Genomic DNA, 26,735 nt, shown 5'->3' on the forward strand with positions numbered 1-26,735 from the left:
ACCATTCATCCCGTTGTATTTTTCATATCAAAAATAGAATTTGTGAAAAATGCAATTTTTTTATCTTTTTTCATTTTTCTATTGTTTTATATTTTAAAATTATTTAAAATTGTATTCATAAATATGTAATATAGAAATGAGAAAATTATTCAGAGATCTAGTTACACATTTAATGAGAAAAAGATAAAGATTACTTCCCAAAAAACAAGAGATGCAGTGCCTGGTGTACTGCATCTTTTTTTATGACAACTATCATTTGCCTATTTTAAGTAACGATGCTACTTTTGGGAAATCTTAACGAAATCTTAAAAAGTAAAATAAAGACATGATAAAAAAGCTGGGAACCGCTGTTTTTCTTGGAACCATATTGACCATTCAGGCGCAGGAAAAAACAACAGACATAGAAAGTATTGAATTTCAGGGTAAATTCATTTCTACGCCTTATAAAAGTGCGAACCAGAATATTACAGTCATCACCAAAGAAGATATTGTCAATTCTCCGGCGAACAGTATCGATGAAATTCTTCAGCAGGTTCCGGGAATGGATATCAGAAGGAGAGGAGCGAATGGAGTGCAGAGTGATATTGGTTTCAGAGGAAGCTCTTTTGAACAGGTATTACTCCTGTTAAACGGAATCAGAATGAATGATTCCCAGACCGGACACAATTCATTGAACATTCCGGTGGATCTTGATGATGTTGAGAAAATTGAGATTATAAAAGGACCTGCGGCAAGAAGATTCGGACAGAATGCATATGCCGGGGTTATCAATATTATTACTAAAATTAATCCGGGAAAGCATGTGAAGATCAGTGCCGATGGCGGAGATTATGAGACCTATGGTTTCGGATTTAATGCTCAGCTGGGAAATGAAAAATTTTCCAATTCACTTCAGGCGAATTCCTCAACTTCGCAGGGATACATGTACAATACAGATTACGAGATCAGAAATGTATTTTATCAGAGTAGATTAAGTATAAAGAATGGAGATTTAAAGTTGCAGGCAGGTTTTTCAGAGAAAAAATTCGGAGCCAATGGTTTTTATGCTTCCAAAACTGCAATAGATCAATATGAAGAAACCCAGGCTTCTATTGTGAGTGTCGCGCATCAGCAGACTTTCGGGAACCTGAAACTGAGTTCAAATGTGTACTGGAGAAGAGGACAGGATATGTATGTTTATCAAAGACAGAATCCCGATTTCTACAGAAATATGCACATTGGAAATAATGCCGGTGGGGAAGTTAATTCCAGCTACCAATGGGGATTAGGAATAACCGGAGTTGGTGTTGAGCTAAGAAAAGAATTTTTAGCAAGTAATAATTTAGGAGAAAGAAACCGTTTTGTATCCCAGGTTTTCTTTGAACACCATTTTTCGCTGCTGGATAAAAAATTGAATATCAGTCCGGGAATTTCATGGGCCAATTATTCGAAAGAAGGAAATTTCTTCTATCCTGGTTTGGATGTAGGATATAATTTCAATCAAAATAATAAAGTATACGGAAATGTTGCTAAAGTTCACCGTGTTCCCACTTTTACAGATCTGTATTATGTAAGCATGACAGAGCATGGAAATCCCAATCTGCTTCCTGAAAATGCGATTTCATCGGAAATTGGGTATCAGTTCCAAAACAGCAGAATTCTGGCCAAGATCAGTGGTTTTATGAGGAATTCGAATAACTCTATCGACTGGGTGAAAAATGCCGCAAATGATCCAGTGTGGTATGCCCAGAACGTCGGAAAAATAGATACCAAAGGAATTGAAGCTGAAGTGAATCATAGGGTATTGGACTGGCTGAAATATTCTGTAGGATATACGTATCTGGACAGTAAGTTTAAAGAGTCTAACGGCTTTGTTTCACGATATATTCTGGACAACCTGAAGCATCAGCTGGTTACTAAACTGGAGACGAAATTTTTGAAATATTTCACCAATGAATTGGTCTACCGGTACAATGAAAGGGTCAATTTAGGAACTTACAATCTTCTTGATGAAAAGCTTAGTTTTTCCAAGAAAGATTTTTCGGTATATGTGTTAATCAACAATATTACCAATACGCAATACACGGAAGCTTTTGGAGTGGCAATGCCGCAAAGATGGTTTCATATAGGGTTTTCCTATAACATCAATATTAAGTAGATGTTACGTTGATATTAATAAAAGTTAATATTAACAAATTGTTAAATAAATTAGATTTGCAAAAAATTTTTATGAAACTTTTTTTAAGCCTGAGTTTAGTTTTCAGTATGTGTTTTTTTAAAGCGCAGGATCACATTTCCAGCTTCAATGCCGTGACTCTGACTTATAAGTTTCATCCCAAATTTTTCCTGTATGGGGAAGGCCAGCTTCGTGGTAATGAAGATTACACGTATCCTGATTACTACGAGATAAAAGGAGGAGTAGGATATAATCTTACCAAAAATCACAAACCATTTGTAGGTCTTGGAAGATATGTTAACTATAAAAATCATGATTTAAGCAAAGAGGAATTCAGAATCTGGCTTCAGGATGTGATTGATCTGAAAAAAGGAATCGTAAAATTTGAAAACCGTTTTCGTATTGAAAAAAGCTGGTTTTATGAGCCGAATACTGATAAAACTTCTCAGAGAATGCGTTACCGTTACCGGCTGAATGTAAGTGTCCCTTTAAATTCAAAAACTATTCAAAAAGGAACTGTATTTGCGAATGGTTATGACGAAATATTCCTTGTAAGCCCAATGAAGCCCACTTTTGCAAGAAACAGGGTGTATGCCGGATTTGGATATCAGATCGACGATTATTTCGGAGTTCTTACAGGATATCTTTGGCAGCGTGAATTTGATGCTGCAGGAAACAGAAACCTACATTTTATCTATCTTGCTTTAAACATCAATATAGACGGAACAAAACATCCTGTAAAAACCTATGATTTCCCTGGGGCAGATTAATATTTTTCAGTCAGATAGCGATACGCTTTCAAATATTTATTAAATCTTTTAATATCTTTCGGAGTCAGCTCACGGTTGACTCTTCGCAGATCCATATTATCACGCAGGTCATTCAGTTTTACGGCAACGGAAAGAGGTGATCTCTCAGTTCTTCTGATAAATTCATCATAATCTTCTTCCGGATCATATTTGGTAAGACAGCTTACTGCAAAAATGATATTTTCAGGGAAGCCTTCGCTTCTTAGAAATTCAAGACTGAATTCTTCAGGATGGTCTTCTACCACATCGTGTAAAACTCCAACGATTTTTTCATCCATTGTTTTTCCGTAGTCCATTACGCGCATTACATGGGCAATGTAAGGGGCATGGTATTTATCAGTTTGTCCTTTATGTGCCTTATCGGCTATTTTTATTGCTCTGTGGAGCATTTCTTCTTTTGTCATTCCAAGGGAAAATAGGATACAAAAATAAAAAATGTGAGAAATAATAAAGCATTTTTTTAAGAAATTATTTTTACATGTTCTTACCGCTCTGTTTACTTGATAAATAAGTAGCTAAACTTTTGTATTTTGAATATTATTTGGTCTGCAAAACGAATGTTTATCAGGAAAATTCAGTGAACTACAATAATTAAAAATTGTAGTAGTGTTAAAGAAATCTTAAAAAATATGATTAAAATCATAAAAAATGTCTATTGTATTGATATAAAAGAAATTATTTTTGTCACTCAAAATTTAAAACACATTTATGAAAAAATTATTTTTAACCGGGGCGATTGCCTTTTTCGGGTTAGCTAGTGCTCAAAAAAACACATTATTAGTAGGCGGTAACATCGCATACAGCTCTACCAAAAATACAGATGCACTCAACAATTCAGGTACTACAAACAAGTTCGAATTTTCTCCGACAGTAGGATATCAGTTTGCCGATCATTGGACTGCAGGGGTTAACGCTTCTTTTGGTACGAACAAAATATCGGATGCTTATAAAGTGAATACGGACAAAATAGGAGGGTTTGTAAGATATGCCCAGCCTTTTAACGATACATTTGCCATATATGGCGACCTAGGGATTGGATATCAGGGTCAGAAAGCTACCCAAACGATACTGAATCAGGATTTTGTTTCTAAGGCTAATGGGATGTATGTACAGTTCACACCGGCTTTATTCATCAATTTTAAGAACAGTTTCGGACTAAACTTTAATATCGGGGGAATTGGATATAACAATTTGAACGATAAGAATTCTGATGCAAAAACCAGCACATTCGATTTTTCTTTTGGTAAATCCATTAACATTGGTATTTCAAAAAATTTCGGACTTAGAAAATAAGGAATGGTACTTTATAAAAAACGAGCTGTCTCAACCGGGGCAGCTCGTTTTTTTTCTTTCTCCCTGAATTGTATGACGTTAGCTCAAATTCATAAAAGTTTTTAAAAATTGTAGAGAGGCTCGAAGAAATGAAGTATTTTTATACAGCCTGGAATAGCTGATCTGATGGGCTATTTTACAAATTTTTAAACAAAAAAAAAGAAATTGCTGAATTATGGAAATTAGGAATTTAAAAGGTACTTCGGTCGAAGAATTGGTTGCTGTTTTTAATCGGTCATTTTCAGATTATATTGTGCCTTTCAGATTAACTGTTGAGCAATTGAAATCTAAAATTATAGCGGAAGATATCAAACCTGAATTATCTCTGGGTGTTTTTGAATCTGGTAAAATCATAGGATTTATGCTTCATGGCTTAAGAAATAATACAGCTGTACCAACAGTTTATAATGCCGGAACCGGAGTAATACCCGAATACAGAGGAAAAGGATTAGTCGGTGCAATGTATGAAGAATTGCTTCCGCACTTACAGGAGTTACATATTAAAAAGATGATTCTTGAAGTAATACAGGAAAATAAACCCGCTGTTAGAGCCTATGAAAAAATAGGGTATACCGTTTCGAGGAAACTGGACTGTTTTTCAGGAAAACTGGATATTCTGAAATCCAATAAAGAAGTGACGGTACAATCGGTTTCTGAATTTCAGTGGGATACATTTATGTCTTTCTGGGATATACTTCCATCCTGGCAAAATACGGTTCAGACGATAGAAAATGGTAAAAGTCTATACACTACCGCTGTAGCATATAGGGATAATGTACCTGTAGGATATGTCATTTTCAATGCGGAATCAGGAAAGATCCATCAGTTTGCAGTGTCTGCTGACTACCGTAGAATGGGAATTGGCAGCAGCTTATTTGAATGGATTAATACAGCGAGAAAAGGTCAGGAGGTGTATGTCTATAACGTAGACCATGATTCTGATTCTTCCCTGGGATTTTTACAGAAAATCGGGCTTTCAGAAAAAGTAGTACAGTTTGAAATGAGTAAAGAGATTTAATAATAATCAACTCAATTTTTTACCATCAACAATATAAAAAAGCGTCTCATTTGAGACGCTTTTGAAATCAAATATATATAAAAGACTAATAAGCTCCTTTTTCTACATAGTGAGCGGCAATTTTTTCAGTTAAGGCCACTACATTCGGATGGTTGGTATATTTTGTGAACCTTCTTAATCCGGAAAGCATCATTCTCTGTTCGTCACCCTCAGCGAAAGAAATAATTCCTTCTTTAGCGGCCACATTGATTTTCTCTACTGCTTTATAAAGGTTCAATTGAGCCATTGCTGCTTCCACAGAATCCTGAGAGAAGTGTTTTTCTGCTCTTAATACTGCTGATTCTGCCATGTAGATCTGGTTAAGAATTTCAGAAGCATTCAATAATAGATGCTGCTGTTTTTCAATATCCATCATGAATTTTTGAAGGGCTGCACCGGAAACCATTAAAAATACTTTTTTAAGGTTCGCGATAATTGCCTTTTCTTCACTCATAAACGCTGAATAATCCGGAACTTCAAATGATGGGATCCCGATCAGTTCTTTGCTGATAGCCATTGCAGGAGAAAGAAGGTCTAATTCTCCTTTCATTGCTCTTTTTATTAGCATTCCAACCGCAAGAAGTCTGTTGATTTCATTTGTTCCTTCATAGATTCTTCCAATTCTTGCATCTCTCCATGCAGCTTCCATTGGAGTGTCTTCTGAGAATCCCATTCCACCATAGATTTGGATTCCTTCATCGGCTGTATTTTGAGTAAGATCAGAAACAAAAACTTTCAGAATAGAAGCCTCTACCGCGAATTCTTCAACTCCTTTTAGTTCAGCCTGTTGATGATCCATTCCGCCGGAAACCAATTCTTCAATTTTGTCTTCAACATTTTTTGCTAAACGATAAGAACCAGCTTCACTTACAAAAACCCCAGTTGACATTTCTGCCAATTTCTTTCTGATTGCACCGAAAGTTGAGATTGAAACGCCAAACTGTTTTCTCTCGTTTGAATATTGAATCGAGTGATTTAGGATTCTTCTTTGTCCGTCAAGGTTTGCTGCAGCTAATTTAATTCTGCCAACATTCAATGCATTCAAAGCGATTTTGAAACCATTGTTTCTTTCACCCAACATATTCTCTACAGGAACTTTCATATCATTGAAGAAAACCTGACGAGTAGAAGATGAACGAATACCTAATTTATGCTCTTCTTCACCAAATGTTAAACTGTTTGGATCTTCTAATTCTGAACGGTTTATGACAAAACCTGTGATATTTTTATCATCATCAATTTTAGCAAACAAAGTGAAAGTATCTGCAAAACCTGCATTTGAAATCCACATTTTTTGCCCGTTGATGATGTAATGTTTTCCATCTTCGGATAATTTTGCTCTTGTTTTTCCTGAGTTTGCATCAGAACCAGCATCCGGTTCAGTCAAACAATACGCTCCGAATTTTGTACCTGTAGCTAAATCCGGAAGATATTTCTTTTTTAATTCTTCACTTCCGTAAAGAAGAGTTGGTAGTGTTCCGATTCCGGTATGGGCTCCATAAGCTGTTGCTAATGAGCCGTTTCCTCCTGAAACATAATCACAAGCCAGCATTGTGCTCACAAATCCCATTCCAAGGCCGCCATATTCTTCAGGAACGGTAATTCCTAACAATCCCATTTCGCCTAATTTGCGCATTGTTTCTTCTGTCAATGCATAGTCTTTTTTCTCGAAACGATCGTGGTGCGGAATAACTTCTCTATCAATAAATTCTTTCGCAGAATCACGAAGCATTTTTTGCTCTTCACTCAATTCTTCAAGAGTGAAAATTTCATTTACAGGGATTTCCTTGATCAGGAATTCTCCTCCTTTTAATGTAGCCATATGTTTTTTTGTTTTTTAATTTTGAGATTATTCAATTATTTTAAACATACTTGGATATTCCAAAGAATATTTAAGGTTAATTTTTTGCTTTATTATATATTTCTTATCTGGATTATTGAGTTCAAACTCGAACTCTTGATCATTAATTTTATAATGTAAATATGCAACAGGTTTTTTGCTATATCTTAGCGGAATACTGTCTGTTTTAGATATAATACCTTCAATGGTTTTTGTTTGTGAAGAATCTAAAAAATGATTTTTTCTTTTTTCAGATAATTCCAGCGAAATAAAAACTGTACTGAAAATTAAAATTAGAATTGTAATAATAAATAAAGAACTTAAAATAACATATCTAATTTTTTTCCAAGGATTAAAAAAGAAGTTCCCAGGATCTTCACCAGCTATTCTTTCATATACAGGCAATGTTAATCCTATATAACTAAATAATAACAAAAGAATGAATATAACAGAAATGCTGTAACTTTTATAATCATAATTATAACCAAAGAAATAAATTATTAATATTATTGAAAGGATAATAAATATGGAAATCTTTTTACCTGTTGACATTTATTTATAAATCTAAAGCAATTCAAAAATTGAAGCTGCTCCCTGTCCTGTTCCCACGCACATAGAAACCATTCCGTACTTGTTTCCACGTCTTCTCATTTCGTCAAGAAGCTGAACGGTTAATTTGGTTCCTGTACATCCAAGCGGGTGACCAAGAGCGATTGCTCCTCCGTTGACATTTAAAATATCAGGGTTTAAACCTAATTCTTTTTTGATTGCCACTGACTGAGAGGCAAATGCTTCATTTAATTCGATTAATTCAATATCTTTTAGTTCTAAACCAGCCTGTTTTAAAGCTTTTGGAATCGCATAAATCGGTCCCATTCCCATAATTCTTGGTTCAAGACCTGCAGCAGCATATGCTACTAATCTGGCTTCCGGCTCGAGTCCTAATTCTTTCACCATTTCTTCGCTCATTACCATTACAAAAGCTGCTCCGTCACTCATTTGAGAAGAGTTTCCGGCTGTTACGCTTCCTCCATTGGCAAATACAGGTCTTAATTTTGCTAAACCTTCTAAGCTTGTATCTTTTCTTGGACCTTCATCTACTGAGAAATCAAACTTTTTAGTCTGCATTTTCTGATTCTCATCCAGGAAATTATATTCTACAGGAATCGAAACGATCTGGTTGGCAAATTTACCCTCAGCATTAGCTTTTAAAGCCTTCATGTGAGATTCAAAAGCGAACTGATCCTGTTCCTCTCTTGTAATATTATATTGTTTTGCAACTTCTTCGGCAGTGTAACCCATTCCCCAATAATAATCAGGGTTTGTTTTTGCAATTTCCGTTTCAGGTACCGGTTTATAACCCCCCATCGGAATATAAGACATTGATTCTGTACCTCCTGCAATAATACAATCAGCCATTCCTGCCTGAATTTTTGCAGAAGCAATTGCAATCGCCTCACTTCCTGATGCACAATATCTGTTTACTGTAACTCCGGGAACTTTGTCTGTATTTAAACCCATTAAAGAAATTAAACGGGCAACGTTTAAGCCTTGTTCAGCTTCAGGCATTGCATTTCCTACAATAAGGTCATCGATTCTGTTTTTGTCTAATTGCGGGAGTTCAGCCATTAATTTTTCAATTACGGTTGCCGCCATTACATCGGGACGAGTAAAGCGAACAGAACCTTTAGGTGCTTTTCCTACCGCTGTTCTAAATCCTTTTACTATATATGCTTGTTTCATTTTATGTAAAATGTATTATGTACAATGTAAAATGTACAGTGTACGTTAGTTAGAATAATTTTGTTTTAACCTAATTATCATATTTTGGATATGTCTGATGTCGCTCATTAGTGATTCAAAGTCATCTTTATTGATGAAATCCAGATCATTAGCAATAATGACCTGTGTTTCAAATTCAAAAGAAGAACCTAATGCGATGTTTAAGAATTGGCAAAACTGAGGATTGGTATCTCTTCCTGCTCCTTCAGCAATATTAGAAGGTATTGAATAAAGACTTCTTCTTGACTGTGATGTCAATCCAAATAATTCGTCTTTAGGGAAATTCTTAGAAATAATATAATACTCCTTACAAAGTAGAATAGATTTTTTCCAGACTTCCAATTCTCTAAAATTATGCATGCCAATACTTTTTACACTATACAACCGACATTATACAAATTAATTCCTCAATGGTTTTCCGTTTTGTAACATATATTGAATTCTCTCCAATGTTTTTCTTTCCCCACACAGCTGTAGGAACGTTTCTCTTTCAAGATTCAATAAATATTGTTCAGTTACGACGGTTGGTTCAGAAAGATTTCCTCCGACCATTACATTGGCCAGTTTATCGGCAATTTTCTTGTCGTGTTCAGAAATGAATTTTCCGGTTAACATTTGGTCTGTTCCTACATAGAACATTCCTAATGCGTCCTTACCTAATACTTTTACTTTCTGTTCGATAGGCTGTGTATATCCTTGTTCCGCTAACAGTTTTGCTATTTTTTTAGCTTCTGCAATCTGTCTGTTTTTGCTTACAGAAACGATGTCTTTTCCTTTTTCAAGAATTCCCATATCGTATGCTTCGTATGCTGAAGTGGCTACTTTTCCCATTGCGATATTCATGAAGGCTTCACGAAGTCTGTTGTTTTTCACATCATCACTGTGGAATTCTCTGGAAGTTCTCAATGTTAATTCTTTTGTTCCACCACCACCAGGGATTACTCCAACTCCGGTTTCTACTAATCCGATGTACGTTTCTGCTGCAGCAACCACTCTGTCTGCGTGCATAGTCATTTCGCAACCACCACCAAGAGTCATTCCGTGAGGAGCTACGACTACTGGAATAGAGGAGTAACGTACTCTCATCATTGATTTCTGAAAGTAAGCAATCGCCATATTCAAATCGTCCCAATCCTGCTCAATCGCCATCATAAGGATCATTGCTAAATTGGCACCTACAGAGAAGTTTGTTCCCTGATTTCCGATCACTAAACCGTCATATTCTTTTTCAGCTAAATCGATGGCTCTGTTTAATCCGTCAAGCACTTCGCCTCCAAGAGAGTTCATTTTAGAACGGATCTCAAAGTTGATGATTCCGTCTCCAAGATCTTCTATGGAAGCTCCGGAATTGCTCCAAAGTGTTTTGTTTTTTCTGATATTATCTAAAATAATGAAGGCATCCTGTCCCGGAATTTTGTTGTATTCGCCGGAATTTTTATCAACATAAGTGCTTTGCCCTTCATCATTAACTTTATAGAATGTTTCTACATTTTTAACCCAATCTGAAACTTCATAACCTGCATCTTTGGCTAATTCAATACCTTTTTGAACGCCAACTGCATCCCATATTTCAAACGGACCGTTTTCCCATCCAAAACCTGCTCTCATGGCATCATCAATTTTATAGATGTCGTCAGAGATTTCAGGAACTTTATGAGAAACATAGGCGAATAGGGCGCCCAAGGATTTTCTGTATAATTCTCCGGCTTTATCTTTTCCGCCGATCAACACTTTAAATCTGTCGATAGGCTTATCAATTGTTTTTGTTAATTCTAACGTAGGAAATGAAGATTTCCCCTGAAGTTCATATTCTAAAGTCTCAAGGTTTAATCCATGAATTTCAGATTTTCCATCTGCCGTTTTCACTTTTTTATAGAATCCCTGCTGCGTTTTAGACCCCAGCCACTTATTATCCATCATTTTCTGGATATAATCAGGAAGAGCAAAAACATCATTGAAATCATTGGCTTCAGCACCGCTTTGACGTACACCGTTGGCAACCATCACCAAAGTATCTAAACCTACCACATCCGCTGTTCTGAACGTTGCTGATTTAGGACGTCCGATAACAGGACCTGTTAATTTATCAACATCAGAAACATTCAATCCTAATTTCTGAACGTTATGAAGAAGATCCATAATAGAGAAAACCCCAATTCTGTTGGCAATAAATGCAGGGGTATCTTTTGCTAAAACAGTCGTTTTACCTAAAAACTTAGCGCCATAAGTCATATAGAAATCTATAATCTCAGGATCCGTATCATTAGTTGGAATAATCTCTAAAAGAGGAAGGTATCGTACCGGATTGAAAAAGTGAGTTCCTGCAAAATATTTTTTGAAATCATCACTTCTTCCTTCTGTTAAAAAGTGAATAGGAATTCCTGAGGTATTAGAAGAAATCAAGGTACCCGGTTTTCTGAACTGTTCAATTTTTTCGTACACTGATTTTTTGATGTCCAGTCTTTCCACTACTACTTCAATAATCCAGTCTGTATTTTTTATCTTTTGTAAGTCATCATCAAAGTTTCCCACTTTGATTCTATCTGCAAATTTTGGAGAATAGAGCAGTGCGGGGCTTGCTTTTTTCAGTTTTTCAAAGTTTTCGGCAGCGATTCGGTTTCTTACTGCTTTGTCATCTTTGGTCAAACCTTTTTTTTGTTCTGCTTCGGTCAGTTCAAAAGGAACGATGTCAAGCAGCAATACTTCTACGCCAATATTGGCAAAGTGTGCTGCAATCCCGCTTCCCATAATTCCTGAGCCAAGAACCGTTACATGTTTGATTCTTCTTTTCATATGTAAATTTTTATTATTTCTAAAATCATAGATAACCTTGCGGCTTCTTTATAATTTATTTTCTGTTGTTCAATAATTCGTTGGCAATTTTCATGATTTCATGCATTACATCCTTAAATACTTCTATTTTTTCAGGTGCAATTTTTTCCATCACTTTCTTATTGAAATTGACGACAACTTCTTTGGACATGTTCCTTGAATTCAATCCCTTATCTGTAAGCTTGATGATCACTTCTCTTTTATCAGTGGTCGTCTTTTCTTTATAGATATATCCGTTGTCTTCCAATAATTTTATGATCCGTGTTAAAGAAGTAGGCTCAATGGCCATTTTAGGTCCCAGATTGGTACTTCTGGTTCCTTCTTTAGGATCGATCTTTAGGAGGGTAAGAGCCTGAACGGCCGTAGAATCATGCTCTTGGGCAAGTTCTGTGTACATTTTAGAAACAGCTAACCAGGTCTGTTTTAATACTAAATCTACATTTTCAATTTTATCTTTGTTATGATCCATCATTTTTCCTGAAATGGTTTTACCCAAATTTAGTAAATATTATGCATGCATAGTATTTATTAACGTTAAATTTTGTTAATAACCTGATATGTAGATGGTTAAATTGTATGATTAGCATAATACTATGCATGCATAGTATATCGATACATCAATGAAAACTAAGTATTAATGAATGTTTCTGATGAAATCAACGATATCTTCAAAAGATTCGCATTGATGTTTCGTGCTTTCCTTAGAGATTGTCCAAAATAGATCCTGGAACTCAAAATGGAAAGAAGAAAGGTCTTTTTGGAAGTTTTTTTGTAACAAAGAATAGAGCATTTCCTTATAAAAATCAGGAGCTGTAATTTTAGGTGGAATAAAATTTTCATTTACCTGAAATAAAGAAGCATTCGTGAGTTCATCATGTTGCAGCAGGACATCTTCAACAATTCCTGAGTGTAAATAGCCGTCTTTTACATACCAAATCTTATCTGCAAATTCTTTTGCCAGCCGCCAGTCATGGGAAGAAAACAAAATGAGTTTTTGCTGCTCTTTTGCTAATTTTCTAAGGGTTTTGAGAATGATTATTTTATTCTTTTCATCAAGATGTGTGGTTGGTTCGTCCAGAATGATAATAGGAGAGTTTTGTGTTAATGCTCTTCCTATAAATGCTTTCTGAAGATTCCCATCGGATAGATTTTTAAGAAGAGTATGTTTATATCGACTTAAATCCAGCTCTTCAATAATAGCAGACACTTCATCCCGGTCTTCTTTTTTTAATTCAAAATAAAAAGGATAGTAAATGTATTTGCCCAATGAAATGAGATCTTCAACGGTATAATTCTGAGGAACAACAGATTTTGAGAAAACAATAGCAATATGTTCAGCGATCTCTTTTACAGAAAGGTTTTTTATGCTTTTATGATCAATAAAAATCTCACCATTCAATAACGGAATCTGATGCAAAATAGATTTAATCAGCGTTGTTTTTCCTACTCCGTTATTCCCGATCAACAAGCATACATCTCCTAAATTCAAGCCTGCCTCAGCATTTGAAATTAGAGTTGTATCATAACCGATGTTAGCTTGTTTGATTTGTAGATGCATTGTTGTTGTTTTATCGCAAAGTCCTATTTTTAAGGGGGCAAGAAAATTCAAGATTTTCAGCAAGATTTAGTTAAAGTATATAATCAATACTTATATTTTGCTAAATTAATGTTTTTAAATTATAGATTATTAACAATCCTTGTTACTCCGTTTTTAAAAACATCAGATTGAAAGTTGAGTAATAAACCTAGTTTGCAGTTTGTCATTTTCAAGTAAGTTAGAAGTTGGGCTTTATGAATAGAATTGATATATTCAACAGTTTTTATTTCTAGTATTAATTTATTTTCTATAATTATATCCAGTCTGAAAGCATTTTGAATTCTTAGTTCTTCATAAATAATAGGAAGTAGTTTCTGTTTTTCTACAAATAATCCAGTTTTAACTAATTCATAAAACATGCATTCTTCATAAACATGCTCAAATAATCCTGGACCTAACTTTTTATGGATTTTTAAACCTGTTTCAAAAACAATTTTTGATAATTCATTTTCTGTCATTTGTGTGGTGTTTTTTTTGTAATTATTTAGTTTTTAACGCAAAGACGCAAATCTTTCACTTTGTATACTGCTTTTAAGGCGCAAGAAAATCAAAGATTTTCAGCAAGCATCGTGTTAAATGATTACATAATAAATATACATTTTAAATTTTATCGGCGATAAAATCCTTGCGCCTTAATAACATAAAAAGATAAAATAAAATTGCGTCTTTGCGATTCACCAACAAGTGCATTTTCAAAGCATCATACTTTATTCTGCTTCAAAAGCATCATGAGAATTACAGGGATTCCAAAAATAGAGCTAATTACATTCAAAGGTATTTGAGTTTTTTCTGCAATAGTGGAAAATAGCAACATAATCAACATTCCCAGCAGCATATTCAGGATCCATTGCTGCCAAAGCTTTGCGGGATTATAAATGAGTCTGCAAAAATGAGGTACAATAATTCCAATAAATAGGATAGGTCCTAAAAATGCCGTAATAGAAGCAGAAAGCAGGGAAGAGGCAATGATGATCAGAAGTTTTAAGTGTTGTAAATTCACTCCTAAACTTTGAGCATACGAACTTCCCAATGAATTGCCAATTAAGGGTTTTATGGTTTTAAAACAGATAAACATACCTATGGACACTAAAATAAATAATAAGAAAATCTGATTTCTCGTCACCATATTATTCGCTCCGAAAGACCATAAAATGTAGTTTTTCAAACTTTGATTCTCGGCATAAAACTGAAGCAGGGAAACAATAGCTCCTGCAAATGCCGAAACAAGAAACCCGAAAATAATAAGATATGATTTATCCTGAAATTTATTAGACATGGATAGCAGGATGAGCATCAGTGCAAAACTTCCGGCAATGGCTGATAAACTCAGGAAACTGTTCTGAAGAAATTCAGGAAGAAGGAAATCATGTGAAAAAAAAATATAAAAAGCGACGGATAAACTGGCTACAGAAGTAATTCCCAGAATGTCCGGTCCGGCTAATGGATTTTGAAAATACTCTTGCATTAAAAATCCCGATGTTGGAATTGAAATTCCCGCCAGAAGCATAACTAAAATACGATTGACCCGAATTTCAGCGATCTGGCTATGGTTTGAATTTTGAAAAAAATCCTGAATGTGTAAACTCAAAAACCCTGTGTTCATATTCATAACCGCGGCAATAATAATTGCGATTAAAGAAAATAAACACAGGATTTTAAATTTTTTTGACATTATTTTGAATAAACGATGTAGGTTCTATTTTAAAAGAGAAGCGATCTTGGAATTTAAGGTCTCTTCTGTCATCATTCCCAAAAATTCATCGGTTGTATTGCCTTTTCTCATATACGTGAAAGGTATGGAGCCACCGTCCCATTGCTTAAAGTTCTTTGCAAAGAAGGTATGATCCAGTTTTTTACCGTCTAATAACACGATATTATGAGCAAGTCCGTTTTCATCGGCAAATTTTTTCACAGCACCGGACCAGTCTGATTTTTCATCCAGATTCACGAAAGTAAATTTTACGGGTTTTCCTTTCAGTTCCGCCATTTTATTCTTAAAATGAGGGATTTCTTTCATACAAGGTCCGCACCAGGTTGCAAAAAAATTAGTAACATATAACGTGTCATTATTTTTAGCTAAATACTGGCCTAGTTTTTCATAAGAAATTTCAGGAGAAACAAAGGCACTTGATTCTGAACCAGTCTTTTCTGTGGTAGAAAGTGAGTCTGATGGCTTAGTTTCTGCATCTGTCTTCTGAGTTTCTTTTTTACAGCTTGAAAGGGCAAACAAAACAAGCGTTGCTAAAATTATCTTTCTCATAAATTATTTTTTATCTATTTTTGAATTGAAGTATGGAACAACAAATCTATAAAGGGAAACTGATACAGTTTCATTGGCTAAAAATAGCGAAAAAGGAAGAACTAACCAAAAATACTTTTTCTCTGGAGTTCGATATTCCGGGGAATTTACAAGAGAATTTCAAGTTTGAGGCAGGTCAGTATGTAAGTGTAAAATTTCAATCTTATGGAGAGGAAGTGATTCATGATTATTCGATGACCTCTGCTCCATATGAAAAAAAAATATGTCTGGGAATTAAAGTAAATTCTCCTGACGGGACAACTTCCCAACTCTTCAAAAATTATAAAGTGGGCGATCAGTTGCAGGTGGGAGAGCCTAACGGCAGATTCACATTAGGATCTAAACCGAGTGAATTCAGAACGATTATTGGTTTTGCTGCCGGTATTGGGATTACTCCGATCATAAGCCATTTCAAAAATATTCTTCATAATGAGCCGAGAACGAGACTTTTTTTATTCTTCGGAAATAAAAGCTCGGAGGAATTGATTTACAGGGATCTTTTGGACAATCTTACCAAAAAGTATGGAGACAGACTGCAGATTTTTTACTTCTTTTCACGGGAAAATACGGCTGACCCATTTTTTTATGGAAGGCTGGATGCTAAAAAACTCAATTTAATTATTAATCAAATTCTGCATCTGGATGATACGGATGAAGAATCTACGATCTGGGATGCGGTAGACGAAGTTCTTATTTGCGGAAAAGGGGATATGATCAAAACATTGGCTAATGCCTGCTATCATCATGGAATTCCTAAAAAGAATATTCATTTTGAACTTTTTGAAGAATTTAATGACGATATTTACCCGGTTGAAAAAGAATTCCCTTTGATTGAACAGATCGAAGTAGAATGTATAATGTTGGAAAAAACATATCAGACAGTACTTCCCGACAATAAAGAAAAGATTTTGCAACAGCTGTTGGCTCAAAAATTTCCGGTTCCATATTCGTGTAAATCCGGAATATGCGGCAGTTGTGAGTGTTATCTGGAAGAAGGAGAAGTAGAGCTGCTAGAAAATGAATATCTAACGGAAAAAGAAGAAGCGCAGGGACGGATTTTAGCTTGCATGTCCATTGCAAAAAGTAAGAAAATAAAGCTTAACTTTGATCTTAGTTGAGAGCCGTAAAAAACATATTTAACTTAACTTTTATATCAATAGAAATAGGAATTCTGTTGATATGTTTTTGTAATGCCTGGGTTTTTGGTCTTACAAACGGGAGAACTTATACTAAAATATCAAAAATACCACCCCGTGAAATAGCTTTGGTGCTGGGAACTTCACCTAAAATGAGATCAGGTTTGTCTAATCCTTATTTTACTAAAAGAATGGATGCCGCAGCCCTTCTATACCATCACGGAAAGATCAAAAAAATTATTGTGAGCGGAGAAAAAAGCAAAGGTTATAATGAACCTGCTGCCATGAAAAATTATCTGGTTTATCAGGAAGGGGTTCCGGGAGAAATCATCATTGAAGATCCTAAAGGTTTTAACACCTATAAAAGTATTTTACGCTGTAAAGACGTTTATAAAAAGAAGAATGTCATTATAGTCTCTCAGGGTTTTCATAACCTACGAGCTTTGTTTTTTGCAAGAAACAACAATATGAATGCATTGGGCTTTGATGCTCAGGATGTCACCAAACCTGAAAGTTACTACAGAAATCAATCCAGAGAGATACTCGCCAGAGTGATTGCTGTAGTGTATTTTACGTTGGGTATTTCTCCGGATTAGAAAGGATATCCGAAAGCAATGTTTAAGGTTGGTTTAAAAGGCTGGAAATTCTTAAATCTCCATTTGTCACCATCCGGTTTATTCGGATCATAAATCTTATAAGCCAGATCCAGTCTGAATGTGATGTAGGCAACATTCACTCTCAATCCGAATCCACTACCGATACCCATTTGCCCTAAGAATTTATTGAATTTAAACTCATCTCCGAATCCATCGTTATAACTACGAACACTCCAGGTATTTCCAATATCTGTAAAGATCGCCCCTTCATACATATCGCTGAAAGGAACTCTGTATTCTATATTCGTAGTCAGTTTTATATTATCCGTCATATAAGTCCTTACTCTTTCATCTACCTGAGAGTCTGAAGGACCTAGTCCTCCGAACGCCACCCAGGCTCTGATATCATTGGAACCTCCATTGAAATACGATTTAATAACAGGCATATTTTTAGAATTTCCATACGGAATACCGACTCCTATAAACTGACGTAGTACCAAAGTCTGATTACCGAATTTGAAGTATTTTCTGGTATCAATATCAAACTTCACAAACTGTGCATATGGTATTCCGAAAATGGTTCGTTGCGGGTTCGTTACAATTCCCCCTTCATCCCTTTTCTGGTTGAATATACTTAATATATTGCCGGCAAGCTCCAGCTTTCCATTGAAGTAAAAAGCATTGGGATAATCTTTTTTACCAATTTCACTATATACAAAATTATAGAGCATGGAAGAGATAAGAATATCCTGTGTCTGGCGGTCTTTATTGACCAAAGTTCCCCTAAAGGCTGTGAAAAGATCAACACCCTGTTGGTTCAGCGTTGCATAGTATTCCTTGTCTTCAACGATCATACGGGATACATTATCAATACTCAGTGCACCAGATTTATACTTCGTCTCGGTCTCAGGACTGTGCACAAAATAATTATCAAATATTTCACTTCTTACCTTATCATCATTTACAAAATAATCATAATAGGCATCTTTATTTTTGGTAAGGCTGACCTGAGTATTGAAAAGGGTTAGTCTGTGCGATACCTGATCGTTTACGTTAGCCTGATAATTAAGCCCTGTATTAAAGTTTACTCTTCCCAAACCAATATTATTCTGGATCGATGCTCCTAAAAGAATAGATGAAGTAGGAGTGTACCTTTTAGGCAGGAGCTTATAATAATCAAAAGGCAGTAATAGTCTTGGGAAATTAAGAGAAGCCTGTGCAGATATCTCATAAGCTAAAACTCTGTTACTGATATCTTTGGTGCTTCTGATAGAACCAAAGGTCCCTGAAAGGCTTGTTGAGAGGTTTTCTGCCCCTTTAAAAACATTTCTGGTAGTAAGGTCTACAGAAGGAGAAACCCCTAAATTCAAAATCTGGGAATAATTAATATCCGTTCCCAATTTTAATTCATATTTAGGAAGTGGTTTCAATATGTATAAAACATCAATAATGCTGTCATTAGGAGAAATTCCGCCACCTCTTCTTAAAGAATCTCTGGCCTTTAGAATACTGAAGTTATTCATTGCCAGAAAATTTCTTTTCGTAAGATCCAGTTTTTTTTGATCGTATATCTGCTTGTGATCTACGATAACTGCTCTCCATAATGATGATGTCTTATAATTATTATTCATCTTATGGAATCTTATCCTTCTTAAGCTATCTTTAATCGTGTTTTTAGGATAATCACCTGCCTCATCCACAATGGCGACATCTATATTTCCTATAGTGGCCACTTTATAAGGGTGATCTGCAGAATCCCTATGGATTTCAAGTGTTAAAGGAACCTGCTTTCTGCTCTTTAAAGAATCTGCTACAAAGAAGATTTCCTCATTGGAATTATTAAACCGATAATACCCCTTTTCCCTCATCAGCTCATTAATCCTGGTTACCTCTTTTTCAAGAACAGTCTGGTCAAGAATTTGTCCTGATCTTATAAGGCTTTTATCCAGCTTTTGCATGTAAAGACTTTTGATACCGGGATCGGGAATATTAAAATAATAGTCTTTAATATAAGTAGGGTCGTTATGCTTAATAAAATACGTTACTGCAGCTTTTTTCGCGGTTGAGTCCAGATCATGCTTAAAGGTTACCTGACCATCCCAGAATCCCCTGTATGTAAGTCTTTTATCGATGGATTCAGCACTTTTTGCCGTTCTGGTCTGATCTAAAATCACCGGTAGACTTCCCCAGCTGTGCAGAAGACGATCTAAAAACAAGCTTTTTCCCACACTGCTTTTCATGTTGTACTTAATGAAAAGAGAATCTCTAAGTTTTTGATTCCTCATCTCACTAGGATAAGTCATGTATTCATTGAGAATAGTGTCGTATTTAGGATTAGCCATATTATAGAACCCCAAACTTAGCGGCATAAAAAGAAGCTGCTTTTTGTTAGGTTTCTGTTGGACGTATCCTTTTAGCTCATCATCAAAAAATTCTTTTTTATCTTCGAATTCAAAATTGTTTTTGGTAAGCAGATATTCGCCGTTTGGAACTTTTTTTGTTGTACTACAAGCATAAAGGAGACCAACAAATGTTGCAAGTGAGATAATTTTATAATATTTTTGAGGAGAATTCTTAAAATGCTTACAGCTCATACAATAAAAGTTTTACAATCTTTAGATAAAAAGAAGTTCCGACAAAAATACAATTTGTTTTTGGTTGAAGGTAATAAAATCATTTGCGAACTTCCCAATTCTAATTTTAAAATTAAAGAAATATTCTCAACCGATCCGCAAAAATTGGACCGGACCGATTGCCCTGTTACTCATGTATCTGATAATGAGCTTAAAAAAGTTAGTTTCCTGCAAAATCCTAAAGATTCTGTAGCGGTATGCTATCTAAAGCCGGAGGAAAAACTTGAAGATCAGACTATTCAGTTCGTACTGGATGGAATTCAGGATCCCGGGAACCTGGGAACCATTATCCGTTTGGCAGATTGGTTTGGAATAGAACAGATCATATGCAGTGAAGATACGGTTGATTTTTATAATCCAAAAGTAATTCAGGCCAGTATGGGATCTTTTACCAGAGTCAATGTCGTGTATTGTGATCTTGTGGATTATCTTTCCAATACAGAAAATATAAATATCGGAACGGATATGGAAGGAGAAAATATTTACCGTTTTGAAAGGCCGGAAAAAATGAATTTGATTTTAGGGAACGAAGGAAGCGGAATGAGACCGGAGACGGAAAAGTTGCTTCAGAAAAGTATAAGTATTCCAAGATTTGGAAAATCACAGTCCACAGAAAGTCTTAATGTATCTATGGCAGCAGGAATCATTTTAGGACAGCTTTTTTCAAAGTAAGTCCTGGATTTTAGAAATCAGATGTCAGACTTTAGATTTTAGCCTGTATAGTCTATAATAATTCTATTATTTCACGATTAAAAAATCTGACATCTGATGTCTAATAAATTATATAAGTTGTTCCATACTGGAAACGCTTTTATTCTTTTGATAATTTTCTAGTTTTTTTCTGACGAATTTCAACGCAATAGGAGCGAGGTAGATCATGGCCGCACCCAGCAGTTTTTTCTTCCAGTTAGGACTTTTCATATTCTTTTTGGCATAGTTTCCTACGAGTGCCGTAATTCCTAATTTGATAAGACCGTCCGCCACATTACCTTTGAATGCTGAACTGGCAATTCCTACTGCAGTATTTTTGCTGATCAGCATGTCTTTTACTTCTGAAGTAAGCTGTCTTGCAATAACATCTTTTCTTAGAGTAATTTTTTCATCGCCGTCCTCATCTACATTTTCCTGCAGGTACTGATCTGTTAAACCATTGGTAAAAGCACTTAAACTTTCTTTGGTATTTTTAAAGGTAAGAAGGTTTTCCAAATCACTGATTTCTTCTTTTAAAAGTCTTTTCTTTCTTCTTAATTCTTCTATACTTTCGTACTTTCTACTCATAGCTTAATGATTTAAAAATTTAATAACCTGATCTGCCACAGAATTTACAATTTTATTTTTAAATACGACTACAAAAATCATCAATAAAAAATAGAATCCGGCGACAATTAAAAATCCATAAGAGGTATTATCCAGAGCTTTGCCAATGAGAAATGCAATTCCAAAATTAAAAAGGATAATAAAAAAAGCAAAAGCAACAAGCAGTACTATAAAATAGGTAATGAGCCCCGCGGAAAGAGAAGATTTTTCAGTAGCTTCAATTTTTAGAAGGTCTATTCTCTTTGACGCATATTCTTTAATAGTTTCTATCATTGTTTTTTTTTAAAGTTACAAAAAAAGGAACTTCTTGCAAAAAGTTCCTTCCCATAATTTACTCAAAAAAATAAATTACTTATTTTTTTAGATCATTTAATTCTGCTTCTACATCTTTTACTACATCTGCAGTTTTAGAAACAATCTGATCTTTGTATTTGTCATATCCATCCTTTACGGTATGAGCTACACTGCTTGCTGTTTCTTTGAAAGTAGAAGAGATATTACCATATTGATCTTTTACTTTTTCAGAAACCTCGCCATACTTGTCTTTGGCCTGATCTTTAAGGTCGTTAGCCTTATTTTTTATTTTTTTTCTAGTTTCCTTACCTTCCTCAGGTGCATAAAGCATTCCTAAAATTACTCCTGCTGCAGCTCCTGCAAGAAGTCCTGCTAATATACCTGCTGTATTTTTCTCTTTTCTAGACATTTTTCGTTTTTTAATAGTTAATAAAAGATTAGTTTTTACAGTATATAAGATTACAATTTGTATACCAAATGGGGTTATGCCCTTATTAAAAAGTGTTAAATATTTTTAAGATAAGATAAAATAAGTTCTATTGTTTCTTTTTTATTCAATGTAGTATTATCTATTACAATAGCGTCTTCAGCCTGCTTAAGAGGGGCAATTTCCCGCTCGCTGTCTATTTTATCTCTTATAATTAGGTTTTGCTTAACTTGCTGTTCATCAGCATCAATACCTAAGCTCAGTAATTCCGCGTATCTTCTCTTGGTTCTTTCGTCAATACTTGCGGTAAGGAAAAATTTAAAGTCAGCATTTGGCAGAACTACTGTCCCTATGTCACGTCCGTCCATCATAATGCCGCCTTTTTCTGCCAAAGAACGTTGTGCCTGTAAGAGAAAGTCACGCACTTCCTTTTGTTTTGCGACAAGACTTACGTTATCTGAAACTTTATTGGAACGTATCTGCTTGGAAATATCAGTATCATTAAGGTAAAGTACCAGTTCTCCATGGTCGTTTTTAAATTCAAGCTGAATGTCTCCAAAAGAAGAAAAAAGCTTTTCAAAATCCAGTGTTCCGTCTTCATTGGTACAGTTCTGTAGAGCAAACAAGGTTACTCCTCTGTAAAGCGCACCCGTATCCAGATGAATAAGTCCTAACTTTTCAGCAATGACTTTGGATATTGAACTTTTTCCGGTAGACGAGTACCCATCGATAGCTATTACAGGTTTTTTCATACCGCAAATTTCAAGATTTTTTTTAAAAAACCAAGAAAGACTGAGAAATTTTATGAATTATTTTGAGTATTTTTTGATAGCTCTTAATATTGGTGGCCGCTAAGATCCATGGAAACCCCTATCTGATTCACGTTTGAAGAGTTGTGATATCTCACATGGGCATAGTCTATGCGGAACTTTGAAATTTTAATTCCAAATCCGGCGGACAGCCCTGAGAAGTTTCTCTGATCTGCCACTGCAAGTTCGTTTCCTCTCTTTACATTATAACCCAGTCTGATATTAAAGCCCTTTTCCGGGAATAATTCTGCTCCTACCGAAAAGTGATCGGCAATTTTTCTTCCCAAATTAACTTCCTGTCCGTTCACATTATAATCTGAAGAGATGTTCAGCTTCTGAAGGTCGTGGGCAGTAACAGTAATAGCAAGAGGAATTACTTTTAAAATTCTGGTATATCCCAAATCTACCCTGAAGGGAAGATTTTCTTTTACTCCGTTAAAAGATTTCAGCTGGAACCCAAAGTTTCTAAGGACCAGGGAAAGGACTTCTTTATTTTTTTTATTATAATAGGTAACGCCCATATTGCCTGAAATGGCAGAGGAGGTGTAATTATCAATTTTTGAAGTGATGAAGTTAAGGCCACCACCAATGGTCCAGTCTTCTTCAAACTGGTAGGCATATCCGGCACCCACCGCTACATCTGAAGCTTTGAATTCACCATTTTCATATCCGCTTTCATCAGTTCTTGGAATGCTTCCGTAGCTCAAATACCTGGCATTCACGGTCACTATATGTCCGTTATCCAAATCTTTGGCAAAGCCGATAGTTCCATATTTTGAATCAGCAAGATAGGCGGCTCCGTTTACAGAAATTTGGTTATCTGAATCTTTGTTTAATAATGAGGGGTTTGCAATAGCAAAGGAAACATCATAATCTCTTATGGAAATTGCATCTCCCCCTAAGGCTGCCTGTCTGGCAGATACGGGGATATTTAAGAACGGATAAACATTTGTTCCCGTTTGTGCAAAAGAAACAATTCCTGACAGAAATAATGAAAGAATGACAATTTTCTTCAATTCAATTTATAATTAATGCAAAAATAATCCTTTTTCGTACTTAACAAAATATTTATCATATTATTTGAGTTAAATATTTTTCTTTTACCAATATTTTTAATGATTATATTTGCAAAATCAAATTTCAGGGAAATTCCCCTGGTAAAAGTTTATTAAAAATTAAAGATGAAATATAAAAGAATCCTTCTAAAACTGAGTGGTGAAGCCTTAATGGGAAACAGACAATACGGTATTGACAATGAAAGACTGCAGGAATATGCTGCGGAAATAAAACAAGTTGTAGACAAAGGCTGTGAGGTTGCGATTGTAATTGGAGGAGGAAATATTTTCCGTGGAGTAGCAGGTGCTGCAAAAGGAATGGACAGAGTACAAGGAGATTACATGGGTATGCTGGCAACCGTAATTAACGGAATGGCATTACAGGGCGCTTTGGAAGATGCAGGAATTAAAACCAGGCTTCAGTCTGCTATTGAAATGGATAAAGTAGCTGAACCTTTTATTAAGAGACGTGCAGTAAGACATCTGGAAAAGGGAAGAGTGGTCATTTTTGGTGCCGGAACCGGAAATCCTTATTTTACAACAGATACTGCTGCTACCTTAAGAGCTATTGAAATTGGAGCTGATGTTATCCTGAAGGGAACAAGAGTAGACGGAATCTACGACAGCGATCCGGAAAAGAATGAAAATGCAGTAAAATACAATTCCTTATCTTTTGATGAAGTTTTTGAAAAGAATCTTAAAGTAATGGACATGACTGCTTTTACTTTAAGCCACGAAAATAAATTACCTATTATTGTTTTTGATATGAACAAGGACGGTAATCTGGTTAAAATTGTAGATGGAGAAAATGTAGGAACTCTGGTTGATTTATAACAGGAAAAACGGAGTATATATTACGACATTCATTAATTATTGTAATTTTTTTAAAAAATAATTCCTCATTTGTAGAATATTGTTATATTTGAGACCTAATCAAATTAGCTATTTAACAATGAAAAATTTAAAGAAAATTTCAAGAGATCAATTAAAAGAGGTACAAGGTGGAACTTCTATTCCACAATGCCCGGTTGGATACATTTACAGATGTGATGCTGTAGGGGTATGTGATCCAATATTTGATCAATATGATTGTGTTTGTGGTTGTATTCCCAAACCGGTAAAAGGATAATAACTGAACCCTCTTTTTTAAGAGGGTTTTTTATTGGCTGTTTCTTTTTGAGATGATGGATTGTGAACGAATTGTTCACTCAGTATAGAACCCATTTCAGAGGTTATATTATTTGAAAAAATGATGAGTAAAAAGATATATCAAGTCATGACTGGAACGTTTTCAGCAAATAATGATTAAAATAAAATTGATAAAGTTTTACTTAATTAAAAACAAATGTTATTTTTGCACCACTGAATAGTAAAAAAACGGTATAAAAACCTTTGAAAAGTAGAATTTAAGAGGGCTGTGTGCTGATATTCAGAGCGATTGGATTAATGTGTAACTTATCAAATTTTAAATATATAATGGAAGAATTAGATCTTATAGTAGAATCTGTAAAGCAGGACATGGATGCAGCTATTAAACATTTAGATCATGCATTTCAAAGAATTAGAGCAGGACGTGCTTCTACATCTATGGTTCAGGATGTTATGGTGGAATATTACGGGGCTCCGACTCCAATTAATCAGGTTGCCAATGTTTCTGTTCCGGATGCGATGACGATTTCTATTCAGCCTTGGGATAGAACAGCGATCGGTGCCATTGAAAAAGCTATTATCAATTCTAACTTAGGTTTTGCACCTTCTAATAACGGAGAGAATATTATTCTGAATGTTCCGCCTTTAACAGAGGAAAGAAGAAGAGATTTGGCAAAACAGGCTAAAGGTGAAACTGAAGATACAAAAATCGTTGTAAGAAATGCAAGACAGAATGGTTTGAAAGAACTTAAAAGACTGGAAGGTATTTCTGAAGACGTTATAAAAGGAGTGGAAGAAGATATACAGGCTCTTACTGACAAGCATGTAAAGCTTTGTGAGGATCATCTTAAGACAAAAGAAGCTGAAATTATGAAAGTATAATTTTCAGTTTTTGAAAATAAAAAAAGACTTTTTTAGAAGTTACTGTAGTCGGAAGATTTTTTCTTCCGACTTTTTTATTAAATAGTCAAAACTACTTTTTCCCTTTTGTCGGGGTTTGTTTTTTATCATTATCAGTTTCAAGAGTTCCTTTTAACAAAAACTGTAATACTCTGTCTGTATAATCAAATGGTTTTTGAAGATAAAGAACATTGTTTCGGTTTTTATCCAGCATTGTATCTACTTTATTTCTTTCTGCTACAGCTGTAATGGCATTGTGTATCTGATCCTCAAAAGGGACTACTAGGTTTGTTTTAAGTTTTTTAATTTCGCCATTATTTCCAAATCTTAAACTCACTGTAGTTTTAACGTTTTTCTCCAAATCTAAGACTTCCTTTTCCCTCATTGTTAATTGAGTTCCGATTAATAATACTTTTTCGTTTTCAAAGGCTGATTTTTTCCTTTCATATTCGGACTGCAGATTTTGAAGTTCTGTTTGCCAGGTATTGATCTGTGCATCGAGCCTTGCTTCTGCTTCTTTATATTGAGGCATTTTTTGTAGTATAGCATCGGTATCTACAACCCCTATTTTTTGAGCATTACCGAACCCAAAAGCAAGGAATAGTGCGAGGCCGGAAATCATTTTGAAATTTTTCATGGTGTTAATTATATATATCGCCAAATATTTTGTCTATCAAAAGTGTATGTAAGAACGGCCAGTAAAATAAATTATTATA

At 35.0% G+C, this 26,735-nt stretch carries 28 protein-coding genes; 10 read left to right on the forward strand and 18 right to left on the reverse strand.

The window, feature by feature from the left end; translation table 11 throughout:
- Window positions 1-325: 325 nt before the first annotated feature.
- Together IW15_RS19115 and IW15_RS19120 are read left to right on the forward strand one after the other, a co-directional pair.
- On the forward strand, window positions 326-2,137 hold the full coding sequence (locus tag IW15_RS19115) for a TonB-dependent receptor plug domain-containing protein (RefSeq protein WP_034714631.1): 1,812 nt from the start codon (window positions 326-328) through the stop codon (window positions 2,135-2,137).
- A gap of 71 nt (window positions 2,138-2,208) precedes the next feature.
- Window positions 2,209-2,925, forward strand: a complete 717-nt coding sequence (locus tag IW15_RS19120) for a DUF2490 domain-containing protein (RefSeq protein ID WP_034714633.1) — start codon at window positions 2,209-2,211, stop codon at window positions 2,923-2,925.
- On the opposite strand, the gene IW15_RS19125 is transcribed toward IW15_RS19120, so the two are convergent.
- On the reverse strand, window positions 2,922-3,368 hold the full coding sequence (locus IW15_RS19125; protein WP_084681496.1) for a phosphohydrolase: 447 nt from the start codon (window positions 3,366-3,368) through the stop codon (window positions 2,922-2,924). The two genes, IW15_RS19120 and IW15_RS19125, sit on opposite strands and share 4 nt — an antisense overlap.
- Before the next feature lie 304 nt (window positions 3,369-3,672).
- On the opposite strand from IW15_RS19125, the gene IW15_RS19130 reads away from it, so the two are divergent.
- Together IW15_RS19130 and IW15_RS19135 are read left to right on the forward strand one after the other, a co-directional pair.
- Window positions 3,673-4,257 carry an outer membrane beta-barrel protein gene (locus IW15_RS19130; RefSeq protein ID WP_034714635.1) on the forward strand — a complete coding sequence of 195 codons (585 nt, stop codon included), beginning with the start codon at window positions 3,673-3,675 and terminating at the stop codon, window positions 4,255-4,257.
- A gap of 214 nt (window positions 4,258-4,471) precedes the next feature.
- Window positions 4,472-5,314 carry a GNAT family N-acetyltransferase gene (locus IW15_RS19135; RefSeq protein ID WP_034714637.1) on the forward strand — a complete coding sequence of 281 codons (843 nt, stop codon included), beginning with the start codon at window positions 4,472-4,474 and terminating at the stop codon, window positions 5,312-5,314.
- A gap of 85 nt (window positions 5,315-5,399) precedes the next feature.
- Here IW15_RS19135 and IW15_RS19140 read toward each other — a convergent pair whose 3' ends face one another.
- The 10 genes from IW15_RS19140 to IW15_RS19185 form a co-directional block, all read right to left on the reverse strand.
- Complete coding sequence (locus IW15_RS19140; RefSeq protein ID WP_034714639.1) at window positions 5,400-7,175, reverse strand: acyl-CoA dehydrogenase family protein; 1,776 nt, start codon at window positions 7,173-7,175, stop codon at window positions 5,400-5,402.
- 27 nt (window positions 7,176-7,202) lie between these two features.
- Window positions 7,203-7,745 carry a hypothetical protein gene (locus IW15_RS19145; protein WP_034714641.1) on the reverse strand — a complete coding sequence of 181 codons (543 nt, stop codon included), beginning with the start codon at window positions 7,743-7,745 and terminating at the stop codon, window positions 7,203-7,205.
- Between the two features lie 12 nt (window positions 7,746-7,757).
- Window positions 7,758-8,936, reverse strand: coding sequence for an acetyl-CoA C-acyltransferase (locus IW15_RS19150; protein WP_034714643.1), 1,179 nt, complete (start codon window positions 8,934-8,936; stop codon window positions 7,758-7,760).
- Window positions 8,937-8,981: 45 nt separating this feature from the next.
- The gene (locus IW15_RS19155) at window positions 8,982-9,335 is read right to left on the reverse strand and encodes a four helix bundle protein (protein WP_034714645.1); all 354 of its coding nucleotides are present in this window, start codon (window positions 9,333-9,335) and stop codon (window positions 8,982-8,984) included.
- A 39-nt stretch (window positions 9,336-9,374) separates the two neighbouring features.
- A complete protein-coding gene (locus IW15_RS19160) occupies window positions 9,375-11,768 on the reverse strand; it encodes a 3-hydroxyacyl-CoA dehydrogenase/enoyl-CoA hydratase family protein (protein ID WP_034714647.1) in 2,394 nt (797 codons plus the stop codon).
- 55 nt (window positions 11,769-11,823) lie between these two features.
- Window positions 11,824-12,276, reverse strand: coding sequence for a MarR family winged helix-turn-helix transcriptional regulator (locus IW15_RS19165; protein WP_034714785.1), 453 nt, complete (start codon window positions 12,274-12,276; stop codon window positions 11,824-11,826).
- A 165-nt stretch (window positions 12,277-12,441) separates the two neighbouring features.
- Window positions 12,442-13,365 carry an ABC transporter ATP-binding protein gene (locus IW15_RS19170; protein WP_034714648.1) on the reverse strand — a complete coding sequence of 308 codons (924 nt, stop codon included), beginning with the start codon at window positions 13,363-13,365 and terminating at the stop codon, window positions 12,442-12,444.
- Between the two features lie 119 nt (window positions 13,366-13,484).
- A complete protein-coding gene (locus tag IW15_RS19175) occupies window positions 13,485-13,862 on the reverse strand; it encodes a GxxExxY protein (protein WP_034714650.1) in 378 nt (125 codons plus the stop codon).
- A 242-nt stretch (window positions 13,863-14,104) separates the two neighbouring features.
- Window positions 14,105-15,076 (reverse strand): FecCD family ABC transporter permease, encoded by a 972-nt coding sequence (locus IW15_RS19180; protein ID WP_034714652.1) that lies wholly within the window; start codon window positions 15,074-15,076, stop codon window positions 14,105-14,107.
- A 24-nt stretch (window positions 15,077-15,100) separates the two neighbouring features.
- Window positions 15,101-15,664, reverse strand: coding sequence for a thioredoxin domain-containing protein (locus IW15_RS19185; RefSeq protein WP_034714654.1), 564 nt, complete (start codon window positions 15,662-15,664; stop codon window positions 15,101-15,103).
- A 32-nt stretch (window positions 15,665-15,696) separates the two neighbouring features.
- On the opposite strand from IW15_RS19185, the gene IW15_RS19190 reads away from it, so the two are divergent.
- The gene (locus tag IW15_RS19190; protein ID WP_034714655.1) at window positions 15,697-16,821 is read left to right on the forward strand and encodes a ferredoxin--NADP reductase; all 1,125 of its coding nucleotides are present in this window, start codon (window positions 15,697-15,699) and stop codon (window positions 16,819-16,821) included.
- Window positions 16,818-17,435 carry a SanA/YdcF family protein gene (locus IW15_RS19195; protein WP_034714656.1) on the forward strand — a complete coding sequence of 206 codons (618 nt, stop codon included), beginning with the start codon at window positions 16,818-16,820 and terminating at the stop codon, window positions 17,433-17,435. The genes IW15_RS19190 and IW15_RS19195 overlap by 4 nt, the downstream gene beginning before the upstream one ends.
- Here the strand turns inward: IW15_RS19195 and tamL are convergent.
- On the reverse strand, window positions 17,432-20,029 hold the full coding sequence (tamL, locus tag IW15_RS19200) for a translocation and assembly module lipoprotein TamL (protein WP_034714657.1): 2,598 nt from the start codon (window positions 20,027-20,029) through the stop codon (window positions 17,432-17,434). The two genes, IW15_RS19195 and tamL, sit on opposite strands and share 4 nt — an antisense overlap.
- Between tamL and IW15_RS19205 the strand changes: the two genes are divergently transcribed.
- A complete protein-coding gene (locus IW15_RS19205; RefSeq protein WP_034714659.1) occupies window positions 20,015-20,740 on the forward strand; it encodes a TrmH family RNA methyltransferase in 726 nt (241 codons plus the stop codon). The genes tamL and IW15_RS19205 overlap by 15 nt on opposite strands.
- A 108-nt stretch (window positions 20,741-20,848) precedes the next feature.
- Here the strand turns inward: IW15_RS19205 and IW15_RS19210 are convergent, their stop codons facing one another.
- From IW15_RS19210 to porQ, 5 genes are all read right to left on the reverse strand, one after another.
- Complete coding sequence (locus IW15_RS19210) at window positions 20,849-21,346, reverse strand: hypothetical protein (RefSeq protein ID WP_034714661.1); 498 nt, start codon at window positions 21,344-21,346, stop codon at window positions 20,849-20,851.
- 3 nt (window positions 21,347-21,349) lie between these two features.
- A complete protein-coding gene (locus IW15_RS19215) occupies window positions 21,350-21,658 on the reverse strand; it encodes a phage holin family protein (RefSeq protein WP_034714663.1) in 309 nt (102 codons plus the stop codon).
- A 79-nt stretch (window positions 21,659-21,737) separates the two neighbouring features.
- Window positions 21,738-22,088, reverse strand: coding sequence for a YtxH domain-containing protein (locus tag IW15_RS19220; RefSeq protein WP_034714671.1), 351 nt, complete (start codon window positions 22,086-22,088; stop codon window positions 21,738-21,740).
- 95 nt (window positions 22,089-22,183) lie between these two features.
- Window positions 22,184-22,858: a (d)CMP kinase gene (gene cmk, locus IW15_RS19225; RefSeq protein WP_034714673.1), complete on the reverse strand. Its 675-nt coding sequence runs from the start codon at window positions 22,856-22,858 to the stop codon at window positions 22,184-22,186.
- Between the two features lie 83 nt (window positions 22,859-22,941).
- The gene (gene porQ / locus IW15_RS19230) at window positions 22,942-23,931 is read right to left on the reverse strand and encodes a type IX secretion system protein PorQ (RefSeq protein WP_034714675.1); all 990 of its coding nucleotides are present in this window, start codon (window positions 23,929-23,931) and stop codon (window positions 22,942-22,944) included.
- Between the two features lie 165 nt (window positions 23,932-24,096).
- Between porQ and pyrH the strand changes: the two genes are divergently transcribed.
- From pyrH to frr, 3 genes are all read left to right on the forward strand, one after another.
- Complete coding sequence (pyrH, locus tag IW15_RS19235) at window positions 24,097-24,804, forward strand: UMP kinase (protein WP_034714677.1); 708 nt, start codon at window positions 24,097-24,099, stop codon at window positions 24,802-24,804.
- 118 nt (window positions 24,805-24,922) lie between these two features.
- Window positions 24,923-25,099, forward strand: coding sequence for a bacteriocin-like protein (locus tag IW15_RS22885; protein ID WP_165585227.1), 177 nt, complete (start codon window positions 24,923-24,925; stop codon window positions 25,097-25,099).
- 347 nt (window positions 25,100-25,446) lie between these two features.
- A complete protein-coding gene (frr, locus tag IW15_RS19240) occupies window positions 25,447-26,001 on the forward strand; it encodes a ribosome recycling factor (RefSeq protein ID WP_034714679.1) in 555 nt (184 codons plus the stop codon).
- Between the two features lie 91 nt (window positions 26,002-26,092).
- Here frr and IW15_RS19245 read toward each other — a convergent pair whose 3' ends face one another.
- Window positions 26,093-26,656 carry an OmpH family outer membrane protein gene (locus tag IW15_RS19245; RefSeq protein ID WP_034714683.1) on the reverse strand — a complete coding sequence of 188 codons (564 nt, stop codon included), beginning with the start codon at window positions 26,654-26,656 and terminating at the stop codon, window positions 26,093-26,095.
- Window positions 26,657-26,735 lie beyond the last annotated feature (79 nt).

Origin of the sequence: Chryseobacterium soli (assembly GCF_000737705.1) — a bacterium.
GTDB lineage: Bacteria > Bacteroidota > Bacteroidia > Flavobacteriales > Weeksellaceae > Chryseobacterium > Chryseobacterium soli.